Here is a 22,500-nt window from a genome sequence, read left to right as displayed (position 1 = left end):
GTTATACGAGACCAGCAAAGCCCATAAAGGCAAGTGACATCAAACCCGCCGTGATCATACCGATTGCGGCACCTTTAAAAGGCGCTGGCACATCGGCGACGGCTAGACGTTCGCGCATTGCGGAAAATAAAATAAGTACCAACGAAAACCCTACGGCGGCACCAAATCCATAGAAGGTGGATTGCAGCAGAGTGTGCGCCTTGTTGGTATTTTGCAGGGCAACACCCAACACGGCGCAGTTAGTGGTAATCAAGGGTAGAAAAACACCTAACACGCGATACAACAGCGGGCTGGTTTTTTCGATAAACATTTTTGCAAACTGCACGACTGCGGCAATTACCAAAATAAAAGAGATGGTCTTTAAATAGGTGAGGCTTAACGGTTCTAGTACCCAGCTGTGCACCATGTAGCTGCACACCGAGGCGAGGGTAAGCACAAAGGTGGTGGCAGTGCCCATACCTATGGCGGTTTCCAATTTGTTCGATACACCCATAAATGGGCAGAGGCCCAAAAATTGGACCAGAACAAAATTGTTCACCAATACTGTACTCAATAAAATAACCGCAAATTCGGTCATATTGGCTTCTGCCTTTGCTGTGATTGTTAAATGTGGTCGTTAAAATTTACGCTGTTTTAGGTGTTGTTGAAAATGACACCCAACCTAATTACATAACGCGCATGCCTGGCTGCGCGCCGGCACCGGGTTCTAAAATATAGAGTTCATTTTTGCCGGGGCCTGCGGCTAGTACCATGCCCTCGGACATACCAAATTTCATTTTGCGGGGCTGCAAGTTTGCCACCATCACCGTTAGCTTTCCGATTAGGTCTTCCGGCGCATAAGCGCTTTTAATCCCGGCAAATACATTGCGGGTTTCGCCACCGAGATCAAGTGTGAGGCGTAGCAGTTTGTTTGCGCCTTCCACATGTTCGGCGTTGGCGATAAGTGCAATACGTAAATCGACCTTGGCGAAGTCGTCGAAATTAATCTCTGCGGCAATCGGCTCTTTGCTCAACCAGCTATCCGAACTCGCTTCTTTTGTAGCTTCTACGGCGGCGCTTGTTGTAGTTGGCATCTCATCTTTGCTGGCTTCAATCATGGCGTCTACCTGTTTGCCTTCAACACGGGTTAACAGCGGTTTAAAAGCATTGAGGGAATGCTTGCCCAAAAAGCTACGCGGCGTGTTCCAATCTAAGGTGAGGTTAAGAAAGGCTTCTGCGCGCGCTGCGGTTGCGGGCAATACGGGCTTTAAATAGGTCATCAGCGCCATAAAGCAATTAACGCCCATTGTGCACACGTCGAGCACTAGCTGCTCTTTACCTTCTTCTTTGGCGAGTTTCCACGGCGCTTGTTCAGCAATATATTCATTTGCAGCATCAGCTAGGCCCATGATTTCACGCATGGCTTTGCTGAACTCACGGTTTTCGTAATGTTCGGCGATGACGGCATTTTTTTCTGTGAACAATTGCCACAGCTCTGGGTTGGCGACAGTGCTGGAAAGTTCACCACCGCTGTTGGCGACAAACTTGGCGGTGCGGCTGGCGATGTTGACAACTTTACCAACTAGATCAGAATTTACCTTGGTGACAAAGTCTTCCAAGTTAAGGTCAAGATCATCGACGCTGTTGGTCAGTTTGGTTGCGTAGTAGTAGCGTAAATACTCAGGGTCTAAATGTTCTAGATAAGTTCGAGCATTAATAAACGTGCCGCGCGATTTAGACATTTTTTTGCCGTCGACGGTTAAGAACCCGTGCACGCAAACTTTGGTTGGTGTTCTAAAGTCGGCATCGTTGAGCATGGCTGGCCAAAACAGCGCGTGAAAATTAATAATATCTTTGCCGATAAAGTGGTACAGCTCGGCGCTGGATTTTTTGCTCCAGTAGTCGTCGAATTCCAACCCGTCGGTACGGTCGCACAGGTTTTTAAAGCTCGCCATATAGCCGATAGGTGCGTCCAGCCAAACGTAAAAATATTTGCCGGGTTCACCAGGGATTTCGAAACCAAAGTAGGGTGCATCGCGCGAGATGTCCCACTCCTGCAGGCCGCTGTCTAACCACTCTGATAATTTGTTGGCGACTTCATCCTGCAGGTGGCCGGCGCGAGTCCACTCTTTTAAAAAGTCGGTAAACGCGGGCAGAGTAAAAAAGAAGTGGTCGGAATCTTTGGCGACAGGGGTTGCGCCAGAGTGTGCCGATACTGGATTGATTAACTCCATCGGCGAGTAGGTCGCACCACAGGCTTCGCAGTTATCGCCATATTGATCGGCGGCTTTACACTTGGGGCAAGTACCTTTTACATAACGATCGGCGAGAAATAATTGCTTTTCTGGGTCGAAGGCTTGGGTTACCGAGCGCACCGCAATATGGCCATTGGCCTTTAGTCGCTGGTAAATCAAGCTGGATAATTCGTGATTCTCGGGCGAATGGGTTGAGTGGTAGTTGTCAAAGTCGATCATAAAATCGTTGAAATCGGCTTGATGCTCTGCACTTACCTTGGCAATTTGTTGTTCGGCGGAGATTCCCATTTGTTCGGCGCGCAACATAATTGCGGTGCCGTGGGCGTCGTCTGCACATACGTAAATACAATTGTGGCCGCACATTTTCTGATAGCGCACCCAGATATCGGTTTGGATGGTTTCCACCATGTGGCCGAGGTGGATGGAGCCATTGGCGTATGGCAGAGCGCTAGTCACGAGTATTTTGCGTTGTTCGGTCATTGTCGTCGTATTTACCGTATTGCAGATGTGTTGTCAGGCGAAGCGATTCTGTATCGGGGCCGTGGCTCCTTTAAATGCTGGCTTTGACATGATTTTTGGGCGCGGAACTATACCATTAAATCGCCGTTTGATCTCGTGTTTTGGCAGATTTTAGCTGGTAAATCAGCGTCTTGGCGATGCTGTTCTAGCTCGGGTTAGAGGTTGGGTTTAAGACGTGGCGAGTAACGGCATTGATCCAAAATGGCTGCGGTGGTACTTTCGCGCGCATCTAAACTTACGTTCGCGTGGGGTTCACCCGCTTATTTAAGGGTTTACGCACTTATTCAGAGGTTGGTTATGAGTGACAGTCTAATTAATGATCTATTGGCTCTGCCGGTTCCCGGTGTTGATGGTATGGTTCTGGGCGAAATTGCCGAGGTTAAGCTCGCAGCCCAAGGCTATCGAATCGATATTCGTTTAGGCGTGCATTTTGACTCGACTAAAACCGCACTGGAAGCGGCGATAACCGAGTTCTTGCAAGCGCGCGGAACCACATGTGAACTGCATTGGCAGTGTGAGGTGCTTGCAGCTAAGTCGTTGCAGTCACAAAAAATGAATGCCATCAGCGGTGTGAAGAACATTATTGCGGTGGCATCTGGTAAAGGTGGCGTTGGCAAATCTACAACCGCGGCTAATATTGCCTTGGCACTCGTACATGCCGGTGCGCGTGTCGGTGTGCTGGACGCAGATATTTATGGCCCTAGCCAGCCGCAAATGCTCGGTGTTGGTGGCCAGCGACCCGAGTTGGCGGGTGGCGGGCGCATTCTTCCAGTGTCAGCCTTGGGCTTGCAGTTGATCTCAATGGGTAACATGGTTACCGATAGCACGCCGATGGTATGGCGTGGGCCGATGGTTAGCGGCGCTTTGCAGCAGCTGTTGAATAATACTAATTGGGACAATCTCGATTACTTGGTTATCGATATGCCGCCCGGTACTGGCGATATTCAGCTTACTTTGTCTCAGGCAGTACCGGTTTCGGGTTCAGTGATTGTAACCACACCTCAAGATATCGCCTTGCTGGATGCGAAGAAGGGTATAGAGATGTTCCGCAAGGTGGACATCCCAGTGATGGGTGTGGTGGAAAATATGTCTACTCATACCTGTAGCAACTGCGGTCATACCGAAGCTATTTTTGGCGATGAGGGTGGAGCACGTTTGGCGGCCGAGTATCAGGTGCCGGTATTGGGTAAACTGCCGCTAGCGATGGATATTCGCGCCTTAACGGATGCCGGTAAGCCGCCCGTGGCTGCCGATCCTGATTCAGCCATAAGCCTTGAATATCGAAACATTGCGCATAAGGTGGCACTGCTGTTGTGGCAGCAGGCTGTGCAAGGCGATGCAGGGCCTGAGATCGTGTTCAGTAACGACTAAGTTTTCGGTAAATATAAAGAGAATAGATGGATGCTTGGCGTTCGCCGAGGCTCGCCCCTTGCAGCGCTTGGCTCACACCTCTATTATCGCGAACATCATTATATTGCCCACTTTAAAAATTTTAACCTCTGACCAGTGAGAACCTTTCGATGAGTATTAAGTCCGATAAATGGATTCGCCGCATGGCTGCCGAGCAAGGCATGATTGAACCCTTCGAGCCGGGCCAAGTGCGCTACGGAGAAGACAAATCGCGGCTAATTTCTTACGGGACTTCGAGTTACGGCTACGATGTGCGCTGTGCCGACGAGTTTAAAATCTTTACCAATGTGCACTCGGCTATCGTCGACCCAAAGAATTTTTCCGATGATAGCTTTGTAGATATCAAGAGTGATGTCTGCATCATTCCGCCCAATTCATTCGTGTTGGCACGCACCGTTGAGTATTTCCGGATTCCACGTTCCACGTTAACCGTGTGCCTAGGTAAGTCTACCTATGCGCGCTGTGGAATTATTGTGAATGTCACGCCATTGGAGCCTGAGTGGGAGGGGCACGTAACTCTCGAGTTCTCCAACACCACGCCGTTACCGGCAAAAATTTATGCTAACGAAGGCGTTGCGCAGATGTTGTTTTTTGAAAGCGACGAAGAGTGCGATACCTCCTACAAGGATCGCGGCGGTAAGTATCAAGGGCAACTTGGCGTTACCCTACCAAAAACCTAGGGCACCTAACCTAGAAAACGCTAAATAGCGCAAAGCCATTTAGCGTGCTCGTAACGCCTGCAGCGGAATTCCCATGTGGTCTTCAGCTGCAGGCGTTTTGTTGTCGAGTGTTTGTTAGCGTCGGAACAGTAGGGTTCGCAGCAACTACTTTGTGGCAGCCGTAGCGCGAACTATAGACCGGCGACGCGATATTGTTCTGGGATCTGATCTAGGCTATCGATACTGTCAACGATGCTTTTTAAGCGCCCATCTCCAATGCCGTAAATCCAGCCGTGCACGGCCAGCGGTTGTCCTGCGGCCCAGGCATTTTGCACAACGGGAATATGGCAAACGTTAGATACCTGTTGCTTAACGTTAAGTTCGCAAAGTAAATCCACTTTAGCTTTAGAGTCCAGCACGCCGTCAACTTCGGTACGATTGGTATAATACACATCGCGAATGTTGCGAATCCAGTGGTCCGCGAGGCCCAGCTGAAAATTGTTCAAAGCCGCATTTACGCCGCCACAGCCATAGTGACCGCAAACAATAATGTGTTTGATTTTGAGAACCTGTACGGCGTAATAGATTACCGAAAGGCAGTTGAGATCTGTGTGGACAACACAGTTGGCGATATTGCGATGAACAAAAAGTTCGCCTGGTAATAGACCAACAATTTCGTTGGCAGGGACGCGGCTATCGGCACAGCCGATCCACAAATATTCGGGGTTTTGTTGTTTCGCTAGCTTTTCAAAAAACGCAGGATCCTCAGCTTTAATAGCGTTGGCCCACTGCTCGTTATTCTGGAAAAGCGTGTCTAATTCGTTCATAGTGCCTCCAAATAATCGTTGCCGGCGAGTATACCCAATGCGAATTGGCGGCAAAAGATAAAATAGCAGGCATTGTTGCAAATGCGTACTTTAGTGCGTACCCAACCTACAAATTGAACAAAATCGAAACAGTTGGGGGCAGGTCAGCGTGCTATCGCTGTTGGACTTAGGGAGAGGGCGGCAACATGAAAACATTTTATTGGCACGATTACGAAACCTGGGGGGCCACCCCATCTGTCGATCGCCCGAGCCAGTTTGCTGGTGTTCGAACCGATGAAGAGCTCAATATTCTTGGTGAGCCCTTGATGATCTATTGCCGGCCACCAGAAGATATTTGGCCACAGCCCATGGCCTGTATGGTTACGGGGATTTCGCCGCAAAAAGCCTTGGCAGAAGGCTTGATAGAGGCAGAGTTTATTGCTCGAATTCACGCTGAACTCGCAGTGCCGCAAACCAGTGGAGTGGGTTATAACTCAATTCGTTTTGATGATGAAGTCACTCGTTACACCCTATACCGAAATTTCTTTGACCCCTATGAGCGCGAGTGGCGCAACGGCAATGGCCGTTGGGACATTATTGATATGGTGCGACTCACCTATGCGCTTAGACCAAGCGGTATCGAATGGCCAATGGTTGAGGGCAAGCCTAGCTTTAAATTAGAAAATTTGACGCAGGCGAATGGCATTAGTCACGCCGCGGCACACGATGCCTATTCTGATGTGGCGGCGACCATTGCCTTGGCCAAGTTGATAAAAACCAAGCAGCCAGAGCTCTATAAGTACGTGGAATCTAATCGCAGCAAACAAAAAGTGGCCGCGATGATCGACTTAAAACATCGTAAGCCGCTGCTGCATATTTCCTCGCGCTTTTCGGCAGATCACGGTTGCGCGGCTTTAGTTGTACCTCTGACGATGCATCCTACCAACAAAAATGCTGTGGTGGTGTACGACCTTTCTGTTGACCCTACACCGTTACTGCAATTGGATGCCGAGGCCATAAAGGCGCGGGTGTTTGTAGCCAATTCCGATCTACCAGAAGGGCAAGCGCGAATTCCGCTGAAGTTGGTACACCTCAATAAATGCCCCGTATTGGCGACTACCAAACTCTTGGATGACAAGGCGGCAAAGCGGTTAAATATTGACAAAGCGCTGTGCGAGCAGCACTGGCAGCAGTTGGCAAATGCCGACTTAACCGCGAAGCTGCACCAGCTATATAGCAGTAGCGAATTCGCCGAACGACTCGACCCTGAGCAAAAATTATACGACGGCTTTATTTCTGATCGTGACAAATTGGTAGCTGCCCAGCTTCGCGAGGCCAGTCCGGCGGCGCTGGCCGAAACGAATTTTGTGTTTGATGATACTCGTTTGAATGCAATGACATTGCGTTACAAGGCGCGCAATTTTCCCGGCGCCTTGAGCTCGGTCGAGTGCAAGCAATGGCAAGAGTTTGTAGCCGTTAGGTTGCGTGATGGTGGCGAGGGCTGTTTGTCCTACGATGAGTATCAGCAGGAACTTTCTGCACTTCGAAATAGCTACAGTGCGGATGCGATTGAGAATACGGAAAAACTGCGCCTGCTCGATGCTTTGGCGGATTATGGCGAGTCTAAGATGGCCGCCATCTCCTCTTATCTGCGTTAATTGACGTGACTGGGTAACGAAAAGGGGGGAATTTAGGTTTCCTCGCATACTGCTCTATTCGCTATCGGCGTTATTTACCCGTTACGAGGTTCTGTGGTTTTGGTGGATAAACGGAAGATAATTCCCCTTGGGTGTTTGCGCTCGCGGCAGTAGAATAGCGGCCATTCTGAATCCCCTAATCTCTTCTGCTATCGAGGTCTTCTGTTGTGATTTTTGCCGGCTCCCATATTCTCTCTGTTGAACAATTTGTCCGCGCTGATATTGAGCGAATCTTTCAGGTAGCCGATAGCATGGAGCCCTACGCGCTTCGCCAGCGTGTCACACGCGTGTTGGAGGGGGCTATTCTCGGTAATATGTTTTTCGAACCCAGCACCCGAACTCGGGTCAGTTTCGGGTGTGCATTTAATCTACTGGGCGGGGAGGTTCGTGAAACCACCGGCTTTAAGAGTACCGCCATCGCCAAGGGCGAATCGCTTTACGACACAGCGCGGGTGCTATCGGGTTATAGCGATGTCATCTGTATGCGTCACCCAGAGTCGGGTTCGGTTGCGGAATTTGCGTCGGCGAGTCGAGTGCCGGTGGTCAATGGCGGTGACGGTGCCAACGAACACCCAAGCCAGGCATTGCTCGACCTCTACACGATTCAAAAAGAAGTGAAAGAAAAAGGTGGTTCCATGGACCATCTGCGCATCGCAATGATCGGCGACTTAAAACATGGCCGTACCGTTCACTCCCTGTGCAAATTACTAGCGTTGTTCAGTAATGTTGAAGTGGTTTTGGTGTCGCCGACAGAGTTGGCTATGCCGGAGAAGTATATAGAAAGCCTGCGCGCGGCAGGTCACAAGGTAAGCGTCTCAAACGAGCTTACCCAGAGTATTACGCAGGTAGATATCGTCTACTCTACTCGCATTCAGGAAGAGCGTTTTGCTTCGAAAGAAGAGGCCGATTTGTATCGTGGGCGTTTCCGTTTAAATCAAGCGATTTACACCGAGTTTTGTCAGCCCAATACCGTCATCATGCATCCGCTCCCGCGGGATTCTCGTGCCGAGGCTAATGAGCTGGATAACGATCTAAACCAAAACCCAAATCTGGCAATTTTTCGCCAAGCTGATAACGGGGTGTTGGTGAGGATGGCCTTGTTTGCACTTGTTTTGGATGTTGTCGATCAGGTTGACGCTTGCTCGCGACCCGTTAACTGGTGTCACAATCGTACCTTTGTGTAGTCAAGTGAAGTCTTTGGCTGTGCTGCCATTAGCCCTTTAGCCCTCTAACTAGTGCAGGAATGGGGTTATTTTCGCAAGCAGGCGATCTAGGTTTAGCGGCTTTTGCAGACAGCCGTTGGCTTTTACGCGCTTGGCAAAATCCAGCAGTTCATCTTTTTTTGATTCGGACATGACAATAATCGGAATCGTTGCGGTGGCGGGGTTGGTGCGCAATGATTGGCATAGTTCAAAACCATTAACGCCGGGAAGGTAAAGGTCTAGCAGGATGACATCGGGCTGCAGGTCGCCGGCTAATGAGATACATTTTTCGCCCGTTTGTGCAGTTGCTATTTGGCTGTGTCCAATCAAGGTTTTACTGATTAGGTTTAGGGTTGCGGTGTCGTCGTCCACTACAAGTATCTTAGTTGCCGGTTCGCTGTTAATAAGTTGAACCGTATTACGGCCATTCTCTTTGGCTTTGTAGAGCGCTTCGTCGGCCTTGTTTATTTGGTCGAATAGGGTGGTGCCGGTGGTGTAGTTGGTAACCGAAACACCTACGCTCGCGGTAACCTTCTCGCTGGTTAACGAGCCTCGATGTTTAATATTTAGCGCCTCGATTGTTTTGCGTATGCGTTCGGCCACAAAGTGAGCGCCTTCTTTTGGTGTGCCTGGCAATATCGCAATGAACTCCTCTCCGCCGTAGCGCGCTACCACATCGCTGGGCCGGTGTAGGCAACGTTTCAGAGCCGTTGCGATATGGCGAATTACGGTGTCGCCGGCACTGTGGCCGTATTCGTCGTTGTATTGCTTGAAGTGATCAATATCTAACAAGATCAGTGTGATTGGAGCTTTGTTGCGTGTGGCGATTCGCCAGGCTTCTTCCGCTTTTTCATCGAAGGTGCGGCGGTTATAGAGTTTTGTGAGGCTATCGCGCTGGCTTAATAGGGTAAGTTCGTGATTGAGCTTATTCATTTGGTCGCGCATCGCCAAAATGCGTTCCATGGCTCGAATTTTCGCGTTGAGAATAACTTGGCTTACCGGTTTGATTAAGTAGTCGTCGCCGCCTGCCTCTATGCCCTCACGTAGGTTTTCGTCTTCGCTCAAACCGGTAACGAAAATTATCGGAATCCAGTGCTCTCCCAGCCATTCTCGAATCAAACGGGTAGTTTCAAAACCGTCGAGGCCCGGCATTTCCACGTCCATTATGATCATATCTACAGGCATTTTATCAACGACTTGCAAGGCTTGTTCGCCGCTTTCTGCAATCACGGGTTCGTGGCCTGCGGCGCGAATAAGGGCGCTGGTGGCGTAACGCAAGGTCGGACTGTCTTCGACAAGCAGTATTTTCATATAGGCTGGGTAAGCTCGAGTTGAAGTGATGTCGTTTTATTATTGCACTGGTTTAGTGCTTGTTATGATTAGCTAAAGTCTAGCACAGCTGATAATCATCATATCCATCGTTATGCTCGAGCCCCTAAACCGGTATAATGCTCGGTTTTATCAGCTTCGGTCTCACTGCAGCCGAGATTTATAAGGCTCTCTGTAATAGCGTGGCCAGTATCCCCCGGAAAGGGCGATTGAATCAGTGAAGCACGACGCGAAAAAAGCGCTAGTTACTGCTAGTTACAAAAGGCGGCGTGCCAATGGTTCGTATTAAGCATATAAGTAGATCAGTACATAAAGAGGAGCTTAGGGTTTTATGTCGGAGTTTGACGATATCCGTCCGTACAATGATGAAGAAGTACGCCCAATTCTGGAACGTTTACTAGCGGATACGGAGTTTTTGGACACGCTTATAAAAGTGAAGGCACCAACCTTAGGTAAACTTGCGGGTGGCCTGTTGAGGCCCCTAGTGCGCAGGCGCCTGAAGAAAGAAATTGCGCCTATTAATAGCGTGCACGAATTTCAGCTGTCGCTCGAAAAATATTTGGTTGATGCTCTCAATCGCACCACCACCAGTCTCACCTATTCGGGATTTGAGCACTTAGATCCGTCACAGTCCTATTTATTTATCAGCAACCACCGCGACATCGCGATGGATCCAGCACTGGTCAACTGGGGTTTGTATCAGCATGGGTTTTCGACTTTGCGAATCGCCATTGGCGATAATCTACTAACCAAACCCTATGCGTCTCATATTATGCGTCTCAATAAAAGTTTTATTGTGAAGCGTGCAATTGCGGCGCCGCGGGAGCGATTAAAAGCCGCAAAAACATTATCGAAGTATATTCATCACTCGGTGGTAAATGACCATGAAAATGTTTGGATAGCCCAACGTGAAGGCCGCGCCAAAGATGGCATCGACACCACCAATCCCGCAATTGTTAATATGATTGCCCTGAGCCGCGACAAAACCCGCTCGCTTGCCGATTATATTCGCGAGGCGAGAATTGTTCCTGTGAGTATCTCCTACGAACTCGACCCTTGCGACCAAGCAAAGGCGCGCGAGCTTTATGAAAAGGCGACCGAGGGCAGTTACGTTAAGGAAGAGCATGAAGATGTGCGCAGTATTGAGCGTGGTATCAGCGGTTTTAAAGGCGCTGTACATGTCGCTGTGGGCGAAGTATTAGACCAAGAGTTTGATTCGCCAGATGAAGTTGCCGCGGCCCTAGATCTGCAAATTCAAGCTAATTACGTGCTCCATCCTAGCAACTGTTTTGCCTTTGAGATGCTGGAAGGGCGAGTACCGGATGTACACATAGGTGCAGACAATCAGCTGTTTAGCAGTCGGGACAGGTCTGCGTCATTAAGTCAGTTCAAAGAACATATCGCACTGTGTAACGACAAGTGGAAGGAAACACTGTTACGCAGTTATGCCAACCCAGTGTATCGCCGACTCGGAGAACTATAAACGCCTGTGTTAGACACTAAAACCAAGGATGAAATCCAGCAGGCTTATCGTAAGTTCTTAGCCGCAAAAGAATTAAAGCCGCGCTACGGGCAAAAACTCATGATCGCCGAAATAGCCAAAACGCTTGGCAATATTCAGCTGGATGATGAGGAGCGACGTACGAGCGATGGTCATATCTGTGTGATTGAAGCTGGCACGGGTACTGGTAAAACGGTTGCCTATCTACTGGCGACCTTGCCAATCGCTAGAGCGATGAATAAAAAAGTAGTGTTGGCGACGGCGACCGTGGCTTTACAAGAGCAGGTGGTTTTAAAAGACTTACCAGACTTGTTGCGCTACGCGGAATTAAAAGCACAATTTCGTATTGCCAAGGGGCGCGGCCGCTACCTGTGTTTAGCCAAGCTTGATCGTTTATTGGCACAGGACGACGATACCCAGCTTATTCCCGTGTTCGATGAAGAGGTGTTAGCACTAAGTGCGAAGGATATTCAGCTTTACGGTGAAATGACTCAGCGCCTCGCACAAAATAAATGGGATGGGGATCGCGATAACTGGCACGATGAAATTGAACCGTCTAGCTGGCAGCGAGTGACTACAGACCATCGTCAGTGCACCGGAAGAAAGTGCAGTTTCGTGCGCAGTTGTAGTTTTTTTAAAGCTCGCGAAGAACTCGACGATGCCGACTGCATTGTTGCCAACCACGACTTGGTATTGGCTGACCTCGCCCTCGGTGGCGGCGCGATTTTACCGCATCCGAAAGACACCATTTATATATTCGACGAAGGTCACCATCTCCCAGAAAAAGCACTAAACCACTTCGCCAATCAAACTCGGTATCGCAGCACAATTCGTTGGCTAGGGCAGGGCGAAGGGCAGTGGCCGAGTTTACTTGAACCGGTGTCGGACGCTTCCTATTTCGTGCAATTGTCATTGCCAATGGAGCAATCATTAAAAGCCGTGCGCTCAGTAATGGAAGAACATTTGCCATTGCTGCAAAGTTTAATTGCCGGGGTTGAGCGCAATGGCAAAACGGCACGTTTGCGGTTTGAGCAGGGCGTTGCACCGGAAGCATTAGAAACCTTAGCGGCGCAATTGCAGGATGTGTTTGGCGATTTGGTTTTGCTGCTGCAAAAATTGAATCGCGAAATGAGTACCTTGCTGGAAGATGACTATCCAGTCGTGCCGCGAGTTGATTTAGAAAACCTCTACCCAGTTTTAGGCGCATGGTTAAGTCGCGCCGAAGCCAATGTTGAACTCTGGGCAAACTACGCCAATACCGAGATCAACGAAAAATTCCCCTATGCGCGTTGGATTACCCTGTTGGAATTTAACGACGTTACCGATTTCGAAATTGTTTGTAGCCCAATACTCGCTTCCCGTGCTTTACAGCAGGATTTGTGGTCGGAGTGCTGCGGTGCGGTCGTTACCTCCGCTACGCTCACCGCGCTAAGCAGTTTTGATCGATTTCGTTATCGCGCAGGTACCTACGAAGACTCCAACTATGCGGTGGTGCCAAGCCCATTTCACTTTGCCGAAAACGCAACGCTCGATATCCCAGACTGGACTATTGATGCGAACGCGGGTGTCGAACACACCGAAAACTTAATTACCCATTTGCCGGATATTATCGACCTTAAGGCCGGAACCTTGGCATTGTTTTCGTCACGCAAGCAAATGCAGGAAGTGTATGAAGGTCTGCCGCGCGAGGTGCGTAAATCCATCTTAATGCAGGGCAGCGAAAGTAAGCAGCAATTGGTCGCGAAGCACAAGCGACGCATTGACGAGGACGAGGGCAGTGTAATATTTGGTCTGGCAAGCTTTGCCGAAGGGGTCGATTTACCCGGCGACTATTGCAGCCACGTCATTATTGCCAAAATCCCTTTTTCGGTGCCGGATGATCCGGTCGAAGCATCCTTAGCCGAATGGATCGAAGCGAAGGGCGGCAATGCCTTTATGGAAATTACCGTGCCCGATGCCGCGGTGCGCTTGGTACAGGCCTGTGGCCGTTTATTGCGCACGGAGTCGGACCGCGGCAAGGTTTCTATCTTAGATCGCCGCCTTCTCAGCCGCCGCTATGGTCGAGCGTTACTCAATTCCTTGCCGCCTTTTGGTGGGGGTATACGTTGAGCCGATCCGTCGAGTTGGAGGCGTTGCTAATGGAGATCGAGTTCCAATTGCGGCAGCTGCAGCTCTGGCAAGATCAGCGTCCAGAGGACTCGGCACTTAAGAGCAGCCTTCCATTTTGTGTGGATACTTTGAGTTTCAATCAATGGCTACAGTTTGTTTTTCTCGAGCGATTCCGAGAGATGCTGCAGGCTGGGGTTCGGCCTCCGGAAAAGTGCGACATAGTCCCTATGGCGGAAGAATTCTTTCGCGCACGGGCGGTGAATGGCGAGAGTTTAATTATGCTGTTAGCGCGTTTTGAACAGCGGTTGCTGGAGAATTAAGCCCGCTCAAGCACTTAGTGGCTGATTTTTCATACAAGTTACTCAGCTTTTGACCGAGGTCATTTTCTATCGCTCGGGTAGTGCTAAGCTTTGTTCGTCTATCGAGAACGACCACAACTATGCGCAAACAGAATAACCTCTTCTCTGCATTTAAGCCCTATGCCTTTAGCGACGGCTTTCAGTTTTTGCTGCAACGCTTAGCGGCCCAAAGCTATAAGGCCGACAAGCTGGTGCGGGTTACTATAGAGATTGAGCCGCAGGATAGTCTGTTGATGTTGTCTAAACTTGACGCAATGTCGGTCGATCGCTGTTATTTTTCCCATCGTAATTACGTCCATAGCATCGCTGGAATCGGCACCGCCGTTAGTCTCAGTGCATCAACCCCAGAAGCAAGTCTCGATATTTTTGCCCGCGCGCAAGCGATTGTCGCCGGTACCGATGCTGTTTGGGTTGGTGGAAGCGCGTTTACCGGCCAATCAGGTAATGGGCATTGGCAGGATTTTCCTGCTGCACGCTATGTGTTGCCGCTATTGGAGCTGAGTCAGCGTCACGATAGCTGTCAGTTGTCGCTCAACCTATACGCTCACAATTATGCTACATGGCAATCTCAATTACTGCTTTTAGGCCTGTTGCGTCGCGCCTTACGTGTTGAGAATCCTCGCGATCAGGGTACTAACAGTGTTGTTGAGCGTAACAATAGTTTGAGCTATCAGGATTGGGCGGACACCGTAAATCAGGTGATCGGAAAAATTGATGTTGGTGAATTAGATAAGGTCGTCCTTGCGCGCGAAGTTAAGCTTGAAATGCAGCGCGATGTAGACGTGTTTCAGTTATTACGACGTTTTACACTTGCCAATAGCGTTGAGGCAATTGATCGCAGCCATAATTCTGTAAACAATCCTGGTAGCTCGCAAAAGGGATATGTGTTTGCCCTTGAGCAGGGCGAGAGTATTTTCTTTGGTTGTTCGCCTGAACGTTTGTACCAGAAAATTGGTCAGAGGCTAACTACAGAAGCTCTTGCAGGTACTGTTGGTCGTGCGTGTAACAGCGGCGTTGGTGCGAGTAACCTTAGTAATGATCAGGACAATAATTTAGCGCAAGCCTTAATGTTCGATCCTAAGCTGATCTTAGAGCATCGGCTGGTGGCTCAAGCTATTGGAAAAAGTATTGCTCCCTTGGCGATGCATGTTTCAACTAGGGCAAAGCCAGATATTGTAAAACTCGGCTCCGTACAGCATCGTTTTCAAGCTATTTCTGCGGTATTAATGCCGAGTATTGGCGACGCTGAGGTCTATAAAAATCTTCATCCTACGCCTGCCGTGTGTGGTTACCCGCGGTTACAAGCCCAGAGATTTATTGCGCAAACTGAACATTTCCAGCGTGGCTGGTACAGTGGTACAGTTGGCTTGATTAGCGAGGAGCGCACGGAGCTAGCGGTAGCGATTCGTTCTGGTTTGTGTCGCGGTAAAGAGTTGTGGCTTTATTCTGGTGTGGGAATTGTGAAAGGCTCTGAGCCGCTTATGGAGTGGCAGGAATTAGAAGTAAAATTGACCGCAATGTTAAGTGCGCTTGAAGTTGCTGAACCACAACTTAGCTAGCCGATGAGCGTTTGCTTACGAGATCAAACATACCAGACCAAATAGGCTACACGGATTTTATTTTGTTTATAAACAACTCCCTCTGGTCATTTACACTTGTTTCACAATTCTATCGCTTGGGAGTTCGCCATTTTTGCGTCGCTCCGGGTAGTCGCAGTGCCGCACTTAGCTTGGCGCTGTTCAGGCTAAAAAAACAGCATTCCGACTTATATATTCACACCCATTTTGACGAGCGCGGGCTGGGTTTTTTTGCTCTAAACCTCGCTAAAGTTAACGCTGCAGCGGTGGTGGTTGTTACAACCTCCGGCACGGCTGTGGCCAATTTGTATCCTGCCGTTATTGAAGCCTATGAAACACGAGTGCCGCTGCTAGTTGTCTCTGCCGATCGACCAGATCGCTTGCTTAACTGCGGTGCCAATCAAGCCATTGCGCAAAAGAATCTCTTTAACCATTACGTTCGGTTGAATCTAAATTTCACCTTACCCGACACATCGGCCGGCTTAACAAAACAGCTAGATGCCATGGCGAAGTTGTTTTCTGAAGTTGACGCTATTGGCCCAGCGCAAATCAATTGCCAGTTTGACGAACCACTTTATCCCTCTGAAATGCCGCCGTGTGATTTTGCGGCGGCAGAACTGAATGAATTTTCTCAAACGCCCGATTTAATTGGGATGGCTAAATTTCCGAGTGATAGTTATAGAAATGGTGATCGTTATACCGATGGTGATAGCGACAAGAGTATAGCGGAGCTTCAGCAAAAACTTCGCGATTCGAGTAACTGTCTGGTAGTACTCGGTGGATTGACGCCAGCGCAATACAGACAGCTGTATCCTTGGCTCGCAGAATTAAGCGGCTTAGTTATCGCCGATGTAACTAGCCAGTTTCGTTTTGAAGGTTTGCCGAATATTCTCCACTACGCCGATTTGCTGCTGGCCAAGGGTATTAATCGAGAAACATTCCATCCTGACCTTATATTGCAATTCGGCGGGCGTCTGGTTAGTAAACGATTAAGTCAGTGGCTGGCAGAAATTTGTAGCGATTATTGTATTGTTTTGGAAGCTCACCAAAATCTAGATCCAACCGGCCGCGCTAATCGTTATACGCTTGATTATTCTCGTTGGGTAGATCGCATCGATACAAGGGACGTTGCTTGTTCTTATGATCAAGTTAACGCGCTGTTGGCGAATAACCGCGAAATGCAGCAATGGATTAAAATACAGTTACAGCTTAGCTGGCATGAAGCGTCGATATGTTATCGCGTGGCCACCGAATTGGTGGGCCGGAATGCGGTTTTTGCCGGTAATAGTTTAGCTATTCGAATGCTGGATAGTTTCTCCGCCCCCACAAATGTGGACACGCGTATTAGCGTATTTAGCAACCGCGGTGCTAGCGGTATTGATGGTTTGCTAGCGAGCGCTGCCGCTATTGGCTACGGCGACTATGATTGCTGTGTCGCCTTTGTGGGAGATACGTCATTCCTTCATGATATTAATAGTCTAGCGTTGATTGCAAAGTCGCCTGCTCCGTTAAAAATTATTGTTCTAAATAATGACGGTGGCGGTATTTTTAGTCTGTTGCCCGCTAGCGAAGAAGAATCTTTTGAGACACTTTTTTTAATGCCTCACGGTCGCGAGTTTAATGACGCGGCAAGGCTGTTTGGCATCGCTTATCAGCGCGCGGATTCAATCAAGCAGCTTAATAGAATTTTGCCGAACATTATGGCTCAGCCCGGCGCGGCAATTTTAGAGTGTGTAATCCCGCAAGGAACGGGGACAACACAGCTGAAAGCATTGCTTGCTGAACTTAAGTTGGCGGTATGATGTGTTCTGTATAAAGGTGTCGCCATGAAGGAGCGGGAAGTACTAGTCGCTATCCCCGGTTTTATGGCTAGCGACGAAGATTTTATTCATATTGCTAGATTGCTAAGCCCGCGTTTTGAGTGGATCAATCTGGGTTTGCCAAACAGTAGCGATTTAGCTGAATCCATTACCGCCTCGCCGACGAAAAGATTGGAGGTTACTAAGGCTAATACTACAGAGGTTAATGCTACAGACACTTTAACTTTGGGAAATCGGGCTTTCGAAAGACGTATTCGCGACTGGTATCAAGAAATCCAACCAAGGCTCCCGAAACATTTTTATCTATTGGGTTATTCTATGGGCGGGCGGCTTGCTCTGGCTTTGGCGAAAATAATTTATGAGCAAAGGCCGAGCCAAATACGCGGTTTGATTCTAGAGAGCGCGCATCCGGGTTTAGCTGATGAAGAACAAAAATCTATTCGGCGACAAGCTGACAACCGTTGGGCGCAGCGATTTGCAACAGAACCCTTGGCAAGAGTGTTGGCCGATTGGTATCAGCAGGCGGTATTTAGCAGCCTAAGCGAAGGCGAAAAAGGCCAACTTATTAGTATGAAAATAGCGCATTATGGCGATACAGGTAGGCTAGCCTTGAGCGCACAATTGTACGCTTTTGGTTTGTCGCAGCAGGCGGACTATAGCGATTTTATTGTCAGTGGCCGACTGCCAGTTAGCTACACATCGGGAGCGCTAGATGCTAAATTTACCGCCATTGCGACTAGGCTTGTCGAACGGACAAAAAAATCTTCTGCACGGCTATGCCATTTGTTGGCACTAGATGCAGGGCATAATATACATTTCCAGAACCCGCAGTGGATGGCGGAGTCGATTTTAGAGTCGATCGATTTCTTTAAAAAATAATGGCTAGCTGAAATAAAAATATAGTTAAGACTTTGGCTCTATTATAAATACCTTTTTTGATTTGAATGAGTAAAACCTATCATGACAGATTCTGCACACAGCTCAATAATACCGGCGCTTGATTGGCAGTCGGTCGATCTCGAATTTACCGATATTCTCTATCATAAAGCGGAAGGTGTGGCGAAGATAACCATTAACCGCCCCGAAGTGCGCAATGCGTTTCGCCCGCAAACGGTTATGGAAATGCGTGCAGCCTTGTCTGACGCGCGGTTTGACGAATCTATTGGTGTGGTGGTTTTTACCGGCCAAGGTGATTTGGCCTTTTGTTCTGGCGGTGACCAGCGTGTTCGCGGTAATTCTGGCTACGAAGACAGTACTGGAACCCATCACCTAAATGTTCTCGATTTACAAAAAGAAATTCGTTCGCTTCCTAAGCCCGTGGTGGCAATGGTTGCGGGCTATGCTATCGGTGGCGGCCATGTGTTGCATCTAGTTTGCGATATTACGATTGCTGCCGATAACGCGCGCTTTGGTCAAACCGGCCCGAAGGTTGGATCGTTTGATGGCGGCTTTGGCGCTAGTTATATGGCGAGCTTAATCGGCCCTAAAAAAGCAAAAGAAATTTGGTTTCTTTGTCGCCAGTACGATGCCGCTGAGGCGTTGGATATGGGTTTAGTTAATCGTGTTGTACCGCTTGTGGAATTGGAGCGAGAAACTGTTGCTTGGTCGCAAGAGATGTTAAAACAATCGCCGATTGCTTTACGTGTTTTAAAGTCGGCATTTAACGCTGGCTTTGATGGTCAGGCCGGGATTCAGGAGTTGGCTGGTAATGCCACCATGTTATTTTATATGACGGAAGAAGGGCAGGAAGGTCGCAACGCCTACTTGCAAAAACGCTCGCCAGATTTTTCCAAGTTTAAGCGGCAGCCATAGAGTTTGATGTAATCATAATTCAGCCTTGGCCAGAGCATAGTTTATGGGCGATTACCGATTTGATGAAATAACCATTATTCAGAAGTTGGAGCTGTTTCATCTCGAACTACCTTTTAGTCGCCCATTAATTTTGGCATTAGCAGAGCTGCCAGTGCGCTCAGTTCTGCTGCTGAAATGGCATTTGCAAACTGGTGGTGGCGAGGATAATCGAGTTATAGTCGGTTGGACAGAGGTTGCGCCATTACCAGGGTTTAGTCGTGAAACGTTAAGCGAATGTCAGCAACAGTTAGACCACTTTTTTAAGTCTATTTTTTGCGAGCCAAACACACCGCGTAAGCTCAGTACATTAATGGCAGCGATTAAAAAAACGTCGACTAAACTCTATCCTTCGGTCGGCTTTGGGCTTGGCGCTGTTAGAATCCTGATCGAAAGCGTAAGGCTAAATAGAGTTTCCCCATACAGTTGTGAATTACATGATTCGAACCAATATTGCCGACGCTGCTGGTTGTTAACTGAGAGCGATGCCGTCACTAAAAATTTAGCTACTATATCGATTCCTGCGGAGCGTATAAAACTCAAAGTCGGTATTGGACCGTTGTGCAGAGATATAGAACGAATTAATGCGCTACTACAAAACCCTAACTTTAGCGGAAAGCTACGTTTGGACGCTAACCGAAGTTGGTCGTTACCGCAGGTCGAAATTCTCTCTGAACAAGTGGATGCTTCACGTATCGAATGGCTTGAAGAGCCGCTAAGCGACCCGAGTGAATACCGGCGTTGGACAAGTGTTAGCGATATTGGCTACGCCTTAGATGAAAGTTTGTATCAACCTTATGTCGTTACCAATGCCGATAGCTTGATACCGCAGGCAGGTTTGGCGGCGTTAATTCTAAAGCCTACGCTATTGGGCTTAGAGTCGGTGTATGCTTTATCGAATTGGGCAATGTTACACGGCTACCGTTCGATTGTTAGCAGTAGTTTTGAAACCTCTGTTGGTCTTGGATTGTTATCGAGTTTAGCTGAACAGCTTGGCCCGCAGGATTACCACGGGTTGGATACGCAAAAATATTTTCAGACACAGGCTCAGTACTCTATTCCAACGGCACTACTTCGAAAAGTCGCGGAACTTTGATTGTTGTTGGTTGCGAATTGAAGGTTAAAGGTTAACAGCGTGAATTTTTAATAATGGAACGGTGGTAATGAATAATGGCGATATGCCTTTAGATGGTTTTTTCTTCGATCAAGCACAAGCGTATGAAGGGTTTGTAGGTGATCGAATTTTTATTGAGACCGATTGTGAATGCCTGACTTTTCGTGACTTTGAAGCTAAGGTGAATAGCTTCGTTAAAGTTTTACGTCGTCAGCTAACGCCAGCGTTGCTACTATCGAAGGAAGTGGTTCCGGTGTTTGTTTCGGTAAGCAATACTTGGCAAAGTATTGCTGCGCTGTTTGCGGTAATGCGTATTGGTTGTGCGGCTATTCCGATTGACGCTCACCTTCCTGAAAATAGAGTCATAGAGTTGCAAAGAACTTTTGCCGTTGACTACCGTGTTGGTGTCGAATTTATTGAGTATTGGAGTCAGAGTCTGCCGGATGATTACAGTCAATTAAAGACTCAGCAAGACATAAAAGTTCTGACCGAAGTTAGCTGCGACGATTTATGGCGCCCCTGTGGCGAGGCGCGCTTGGGTATTTTTACCTCCGGCTCCAGCGGCTCCCCGAAGTTGGTTTTACATAGCCATAAAAGTTTGTTGGCGAATGCCTCAGCGGCGAATGAGTTTATTCCGCTGCAGGCTGATGATCGTACTTTGCTGAGTTTGCCCCTTTATCATATTGGTGGTTTTGCGCAGGTTTTACGCTCGCTGCTGGCTCAGTCTACGTTGGTTATTGCGGGGCGTGTTGAGAGTGCGACAGTATTAAGTAAATTTAAAATTACCCATACCTCAATGGTGGCTACACAATTGCAGCGCCTGCTAACTTGTCTCGATCAAGCTTTATACCTAAAGGCTGTTTTGTTGGGTGGTGGACCAGTGGGAGAACCTCTAATAACCCTAGCGTCCGATCGGGGTATACCGCTGTATCTCACTTACGGAATGACGGAAACCGCTTCACAGCTTTTGACTCAGCGCGTGCCTTTTTATATCTATGACAATCCTGATTCTTGTCCTCATTCCGAGGTTTCTAGTAGTCAATTGACCGGCGGCTTGTCGAAAGCTAGCGAAAGTGTAATACCTGCTAGTAAAAACCATCAGAAAATTATTGGCGATACATGTATTACCTTGACAGACGATGGCGAATTGCTGGTGCAGGGGGAAACGCTAATGCTGGGTTATATTCACGACCATACTTTCAACTCTGGTCGTGATGAGGAAGGTTGGTATCACACTCGCGATCGTGCGGTTAATATTGGCGGAGAAGTTAAAGTGATCGGGCGCTTAGATAACCAGTTTGTCAGTGGTGGCAAGAATATTCAGCCAGAAGAAATCGAGGCGAAGCTGCAACTGTTAGATTCGATTATTCGAGCCGTTGTGGTGCCGGTACCCCACCCCGATTTTGGTTGGGTTCCATTCGCTTTTTTAGAGTTGTCTGCAGGGTTGCAACTCGATGATGATTATATTAAGGATACAGTTATAGAATTGAAAAATCGGTTGCCGGGCTACCTCGTGCCGAGACACTATGCCATTTTGCCCACAGTTAGTAAGTTGAAACCACAGCGCAAGTTGTTAGCGGGACAGGCACAAAATATCTATGGTCTGAACGCTAGCTAAATACCCTTAACCGAAGTTAAAGCCGAAATTACCGAAAGGAGAAAGGTGTGAGCCTCTGGAAAAAATCAGCAACCCCCGACCAGCTCAATCAGTTTGCTGCGAATTGTTTGGTCGGTCATTTACAAATAAAAGTCACCGCAATTGACGATAATTCTATTACCGCTACCATGCCGGTAGCTTCGTTTACTCAACAGCCTTTGGGCTTTCTTCATGGTGGCGCATCTGTAGTTCTGGCGGAAACGCTCGGTAGTATGGCGGGGCATTTGGCTTGTGAAGAGGGCCAGATCTGTTTTGGCGTAGAGGTTAACGCAAACCATATGCGCTCGGTAAAAGAGGGGCTGGTCACCGCAGTAGCCGAGCCCTTGCACATCGGAAAATCCATGCAAGTTTGGGACATCAAAATTACCGATCAGCGAGACCAATTGATTTGTGTGTCGCGGCTTACTGTGGCGGTGAAATAATTGAAAAACTAGAATCCCTGCTTTTCCGACGGCTCGATACAATAGATTAATATGCGCGAATCCACGCCGGATATGAATCTAGGTCGGACGTGCCGGTGTCATATTGATATCCATAATCGCTTTTTTTTAAGTTTTTAATACCTCTAAGTTTTTAAAAAATCCAACGCTGATTTTTTAGCGGCGAATTATGTGCGCGTTCGCACATAGTTCCCAATCGCTTAATTTATATTCAGGTTT

At 48.4% G+C, this 22,500-nt stretch carries 18 protein-coding genes; 14 read left to right on the top strand and 4 right to left on the bottom strand.

Features of this window, described 5'->3' with window-relative positions; all coding sequences use genetic code 11:
* Position 1 precedes the first annotated feature (1 nt).
* Positions 2-577, bottom strand: coding sequence for an electron transport complex subunit RsxA (gene rsxA, locus IDZ20_RS12655; protein WP_188151798.1), 576 nt, complete (start codon positions 575-577; stop codon positions 2-4).
* Positions 578-665: 88 nt separating this feature from the next.
* Positions 666-2,714: a methionine--tRNA ligase gene (gene metG, locus IDZ20_RS12650; protein WP_188151797.1), complete on the bottom strand. Its 2,049-nt coding sequence runs from the start codon at positions 2,712-2,714 to the stop codon at positions 666-668.
* Between the two features lie 321 nt (positions 2,715-3,035).
* Here metG and apbC point away from each other — a divergent pair, with 321 nt between their 5' ends.
* Together apbC and dcd are read left to right on the top strand one after the other, a co-directional pair.
* A complete protein-coding gene (gene apbC / locus IDZ20_RS12645; protein WP_425443433.1) occupies positions 3,036-4,124 on the top strand; it encodes an iron-sulfur cluster carrier protein ApbC in 1,089 nt (362 codons plus the stop codon).
* 149 nt (positions 4,125-4,273) lie between these two features.
* The gene (dcd, locus tag IDZ20_RS12640) at positions 4,274-4,843 is read left to right on the top strand and encodes a dCTP deaminase (protein ID WP_188151795.1); all 570 of its coding nucleotides are present in this window, start codon (positions 4,274-4,276) and stop codon (positions 4,841-4,843) included.
* 170 nt (positions 4,844-5,013) lie between these two features.
* Here the strand turns inward: dcd and can are convergent, their stop codons facing one another.
* Positions 5,014-5,649: a carbonate dehydratase gene (gene can, locus IDZ20_RS12635; protein WP_188151794.1), complete on the bottom strand. Its 636-nt coding sequence runs from the start codon at positions 5,647-5,649 to the stop codon at positions 5,014-5,016.
* A 185-nt stretch (positions 5,650-5,834) separates the two neighbouring features.
* Here can and sbcB point away from each other — a divergent pair, with 185 nt between their 5' ends.
* On the top strand, positions 5,835-7,286 hold the full coding sequence (gene sbcB / locus IDZ20_RS12630; protein ID WP_188151793.1) for an exodeoxyribonuclease I: 1,452 nt from the start codon (positions 5,835-5,837) through the stop codon (positions 7,284-7,286).
* A 206-nt stretch (positions 7,287-7,492) separates the two neighbouring features.
* Positions 7,493-8,509 carry an aspartate carbamoyltransferase gene (locus tag IDZ20_RS12625; protein ID WP_188151792.1) on the top strand — a complete coding sequence of 339 codons (1,017 nt, stop codon included), beginning with the start codon at positions 7,493-7,495 and terminating at the stop codon, positions 8,507-8,509.
* Between the two features lie 48 nt (positions 8,510-8,557).
* On the opposite strand, the gene IDZ20_RS12620 is transcribed toward IDZ20_RS12625, so the two are convergent.
* On the bottom strand, positions 8,558-9,838 hold the full coding sequence (locus IDZ20_RS12620; RefSeq protein ID WP_188151791.1) for a response regulator: 1,281 nt from the start codon (positions 9,836-9,838) through the stop codon (positions 8,558-8,560).
* A gap of 349 nt (positions 9,839-10,187) precedes the next feature.
* Between IDZ20_RS12620 and IDZ20_RS12615 the strand changes: the two genes are divergently transcribed.
* The 10 genes from IDZ20_RS12615 to IDZ20_RS12570 all read left to right on the top strand — a co-directional run bounded on the left by IDZ20_RS12615 (position 10,188) and on the right by IDZ20_RS12570 (position 22,263).
* A complete protein-coding gene (locus IDZ20_RS12615) occupies positions 10,188-11,339 on the top strand; it encodes a 1-acyl-sn-glycerol-3-phosphate acyltransferase (protein ID WP_188151790.1) in 1,152 nt (383 codons plus the stop codon).
* Positions 11,340-11,345: 6 nt separating this feature from the next.
* Positions 11,346-13,466: an ATP-dependent DNA helicase DinG gene (gene dinG, locus IDZ20_RS12610; protein WP_188151789.1), complete on the top strand. Its 2,121-nt coding sequence runs from the start codon at positions 11,346-11,348 to the stop codon at positions 13,464-13,466.
* Positions 13,463-13,786, top strand: coding sequence for a YqcC family protein (locus tag IDZ20_RS12605; RefSeq protein WP_281250574.1), 324 nt, complete (start codon positions 13,463-13,465; stop codon positions 13,784-13,786). The genes dinG and IDZ20_RS12605 overlap by 4 nt, the downstream gene beginning before the upstream one ends.
* A 119-nt stretch (positions 13,787-13,905) precedes the next feature.
* On the top strand, positions 13,906-15,384 hold the full coding sequence (locus tag IDZ20_RS12600) for an isochorismate synthase (RefSeq protein WP_188151787.1): 1,479 nt from the start codon (positions 13,906-13,908) through the stop codon (positions 15,382-15,384).
* Between the two features lie 62 nt (positions 15,385-15,446).
* Positions 15,447-17,204, top strand: coding sequence for a 2-succinyl-5-enolpyruvyl-6-hydroxy-3-cyclohexene-1-carboxylic-acid synthase (gene menD / locus IDZ20_RS12595; protein WP_188151786.1), 1,758 nt, complete (start codon positions 15,447-15,449; stop codon positions 17,202-17,204).
* Between the two features lie 24 nt (positions 17,205-17,228).
* On the top strand, positions 17,229-18,101 hold the full coding sequence (locus IDZ20_RS12590; RefSeq protein ID WP_188151785.1) for an alpha/beta fold hydrolase: 873 nt from the start codon (positions 17,229-17,231) through the stop codon (positions 18,099-18,101).
* Between the two features lie 81 nt (positions 18,102-18,182).
* Complete coding sequence (menB, locus tag IDZ20_RS12585; protein WP_188151784.1) at positions 18,183-19,034, top strand: 1,4-dihydroxy-2-naphthoyl-CoA synthase; 852 nt, start codon at positions 18,183-18,185, stop codon at positions 19,032-19,034.
* Between the two features lie 43 nt (positions 19,035-19,077).
* The gene (gene menC / locus IDZ20_RS12580) at positions 19,078-20,166 is read left to right on the top strand and encodes an o-succinylbenzoate synthase (RefSeq protein WP_188151783.1); all 1,089 of its coding nucleotides are present in this window, start codon (positions 19,078-19,080) and stop codon (positions 20,164-20,166) included.
* Between the two features lie 67 nt (positions 20,167-20,233).
* On the top strand, positions 20,234-21,802 hold the full coding sequence (locus IDZ20_RS12575) for an AMP-binding protein (protein ID WP_188151782.1): 1,569 nt from the start codon (positions 20,234-20,236) through the stop codon (positions 21,800-21,802).
* A 47-nt stretch (positions 21,803-21,849) separates the two neighbouring features.
* On the top strand, positions 21,850-22,263 hold the full coding sequence (locus IDZ20_RS12570) for a hotdog fold thioesterase (protein ID WP_188151781.1): 414 nt from the start codon (positions 21,850-21,852) through the stop codon (positions 22,261-22,263).
* Positions 22,264-22,500: the final 237 nt, after the last annotated feature.

This window comes from Teredinibacter waterburyi, assembly GCF_001922985.1.
GTDB lineage: Bacteria > Pseudomonadota > Gammaproteobacteria > Pseudomonadales > Cellvibrionaceae > Teredinibacter > Teredinibacter waterburyi.
This window is presented reverse-complemented; position numbering and strand designations above follow the sequence as displayed.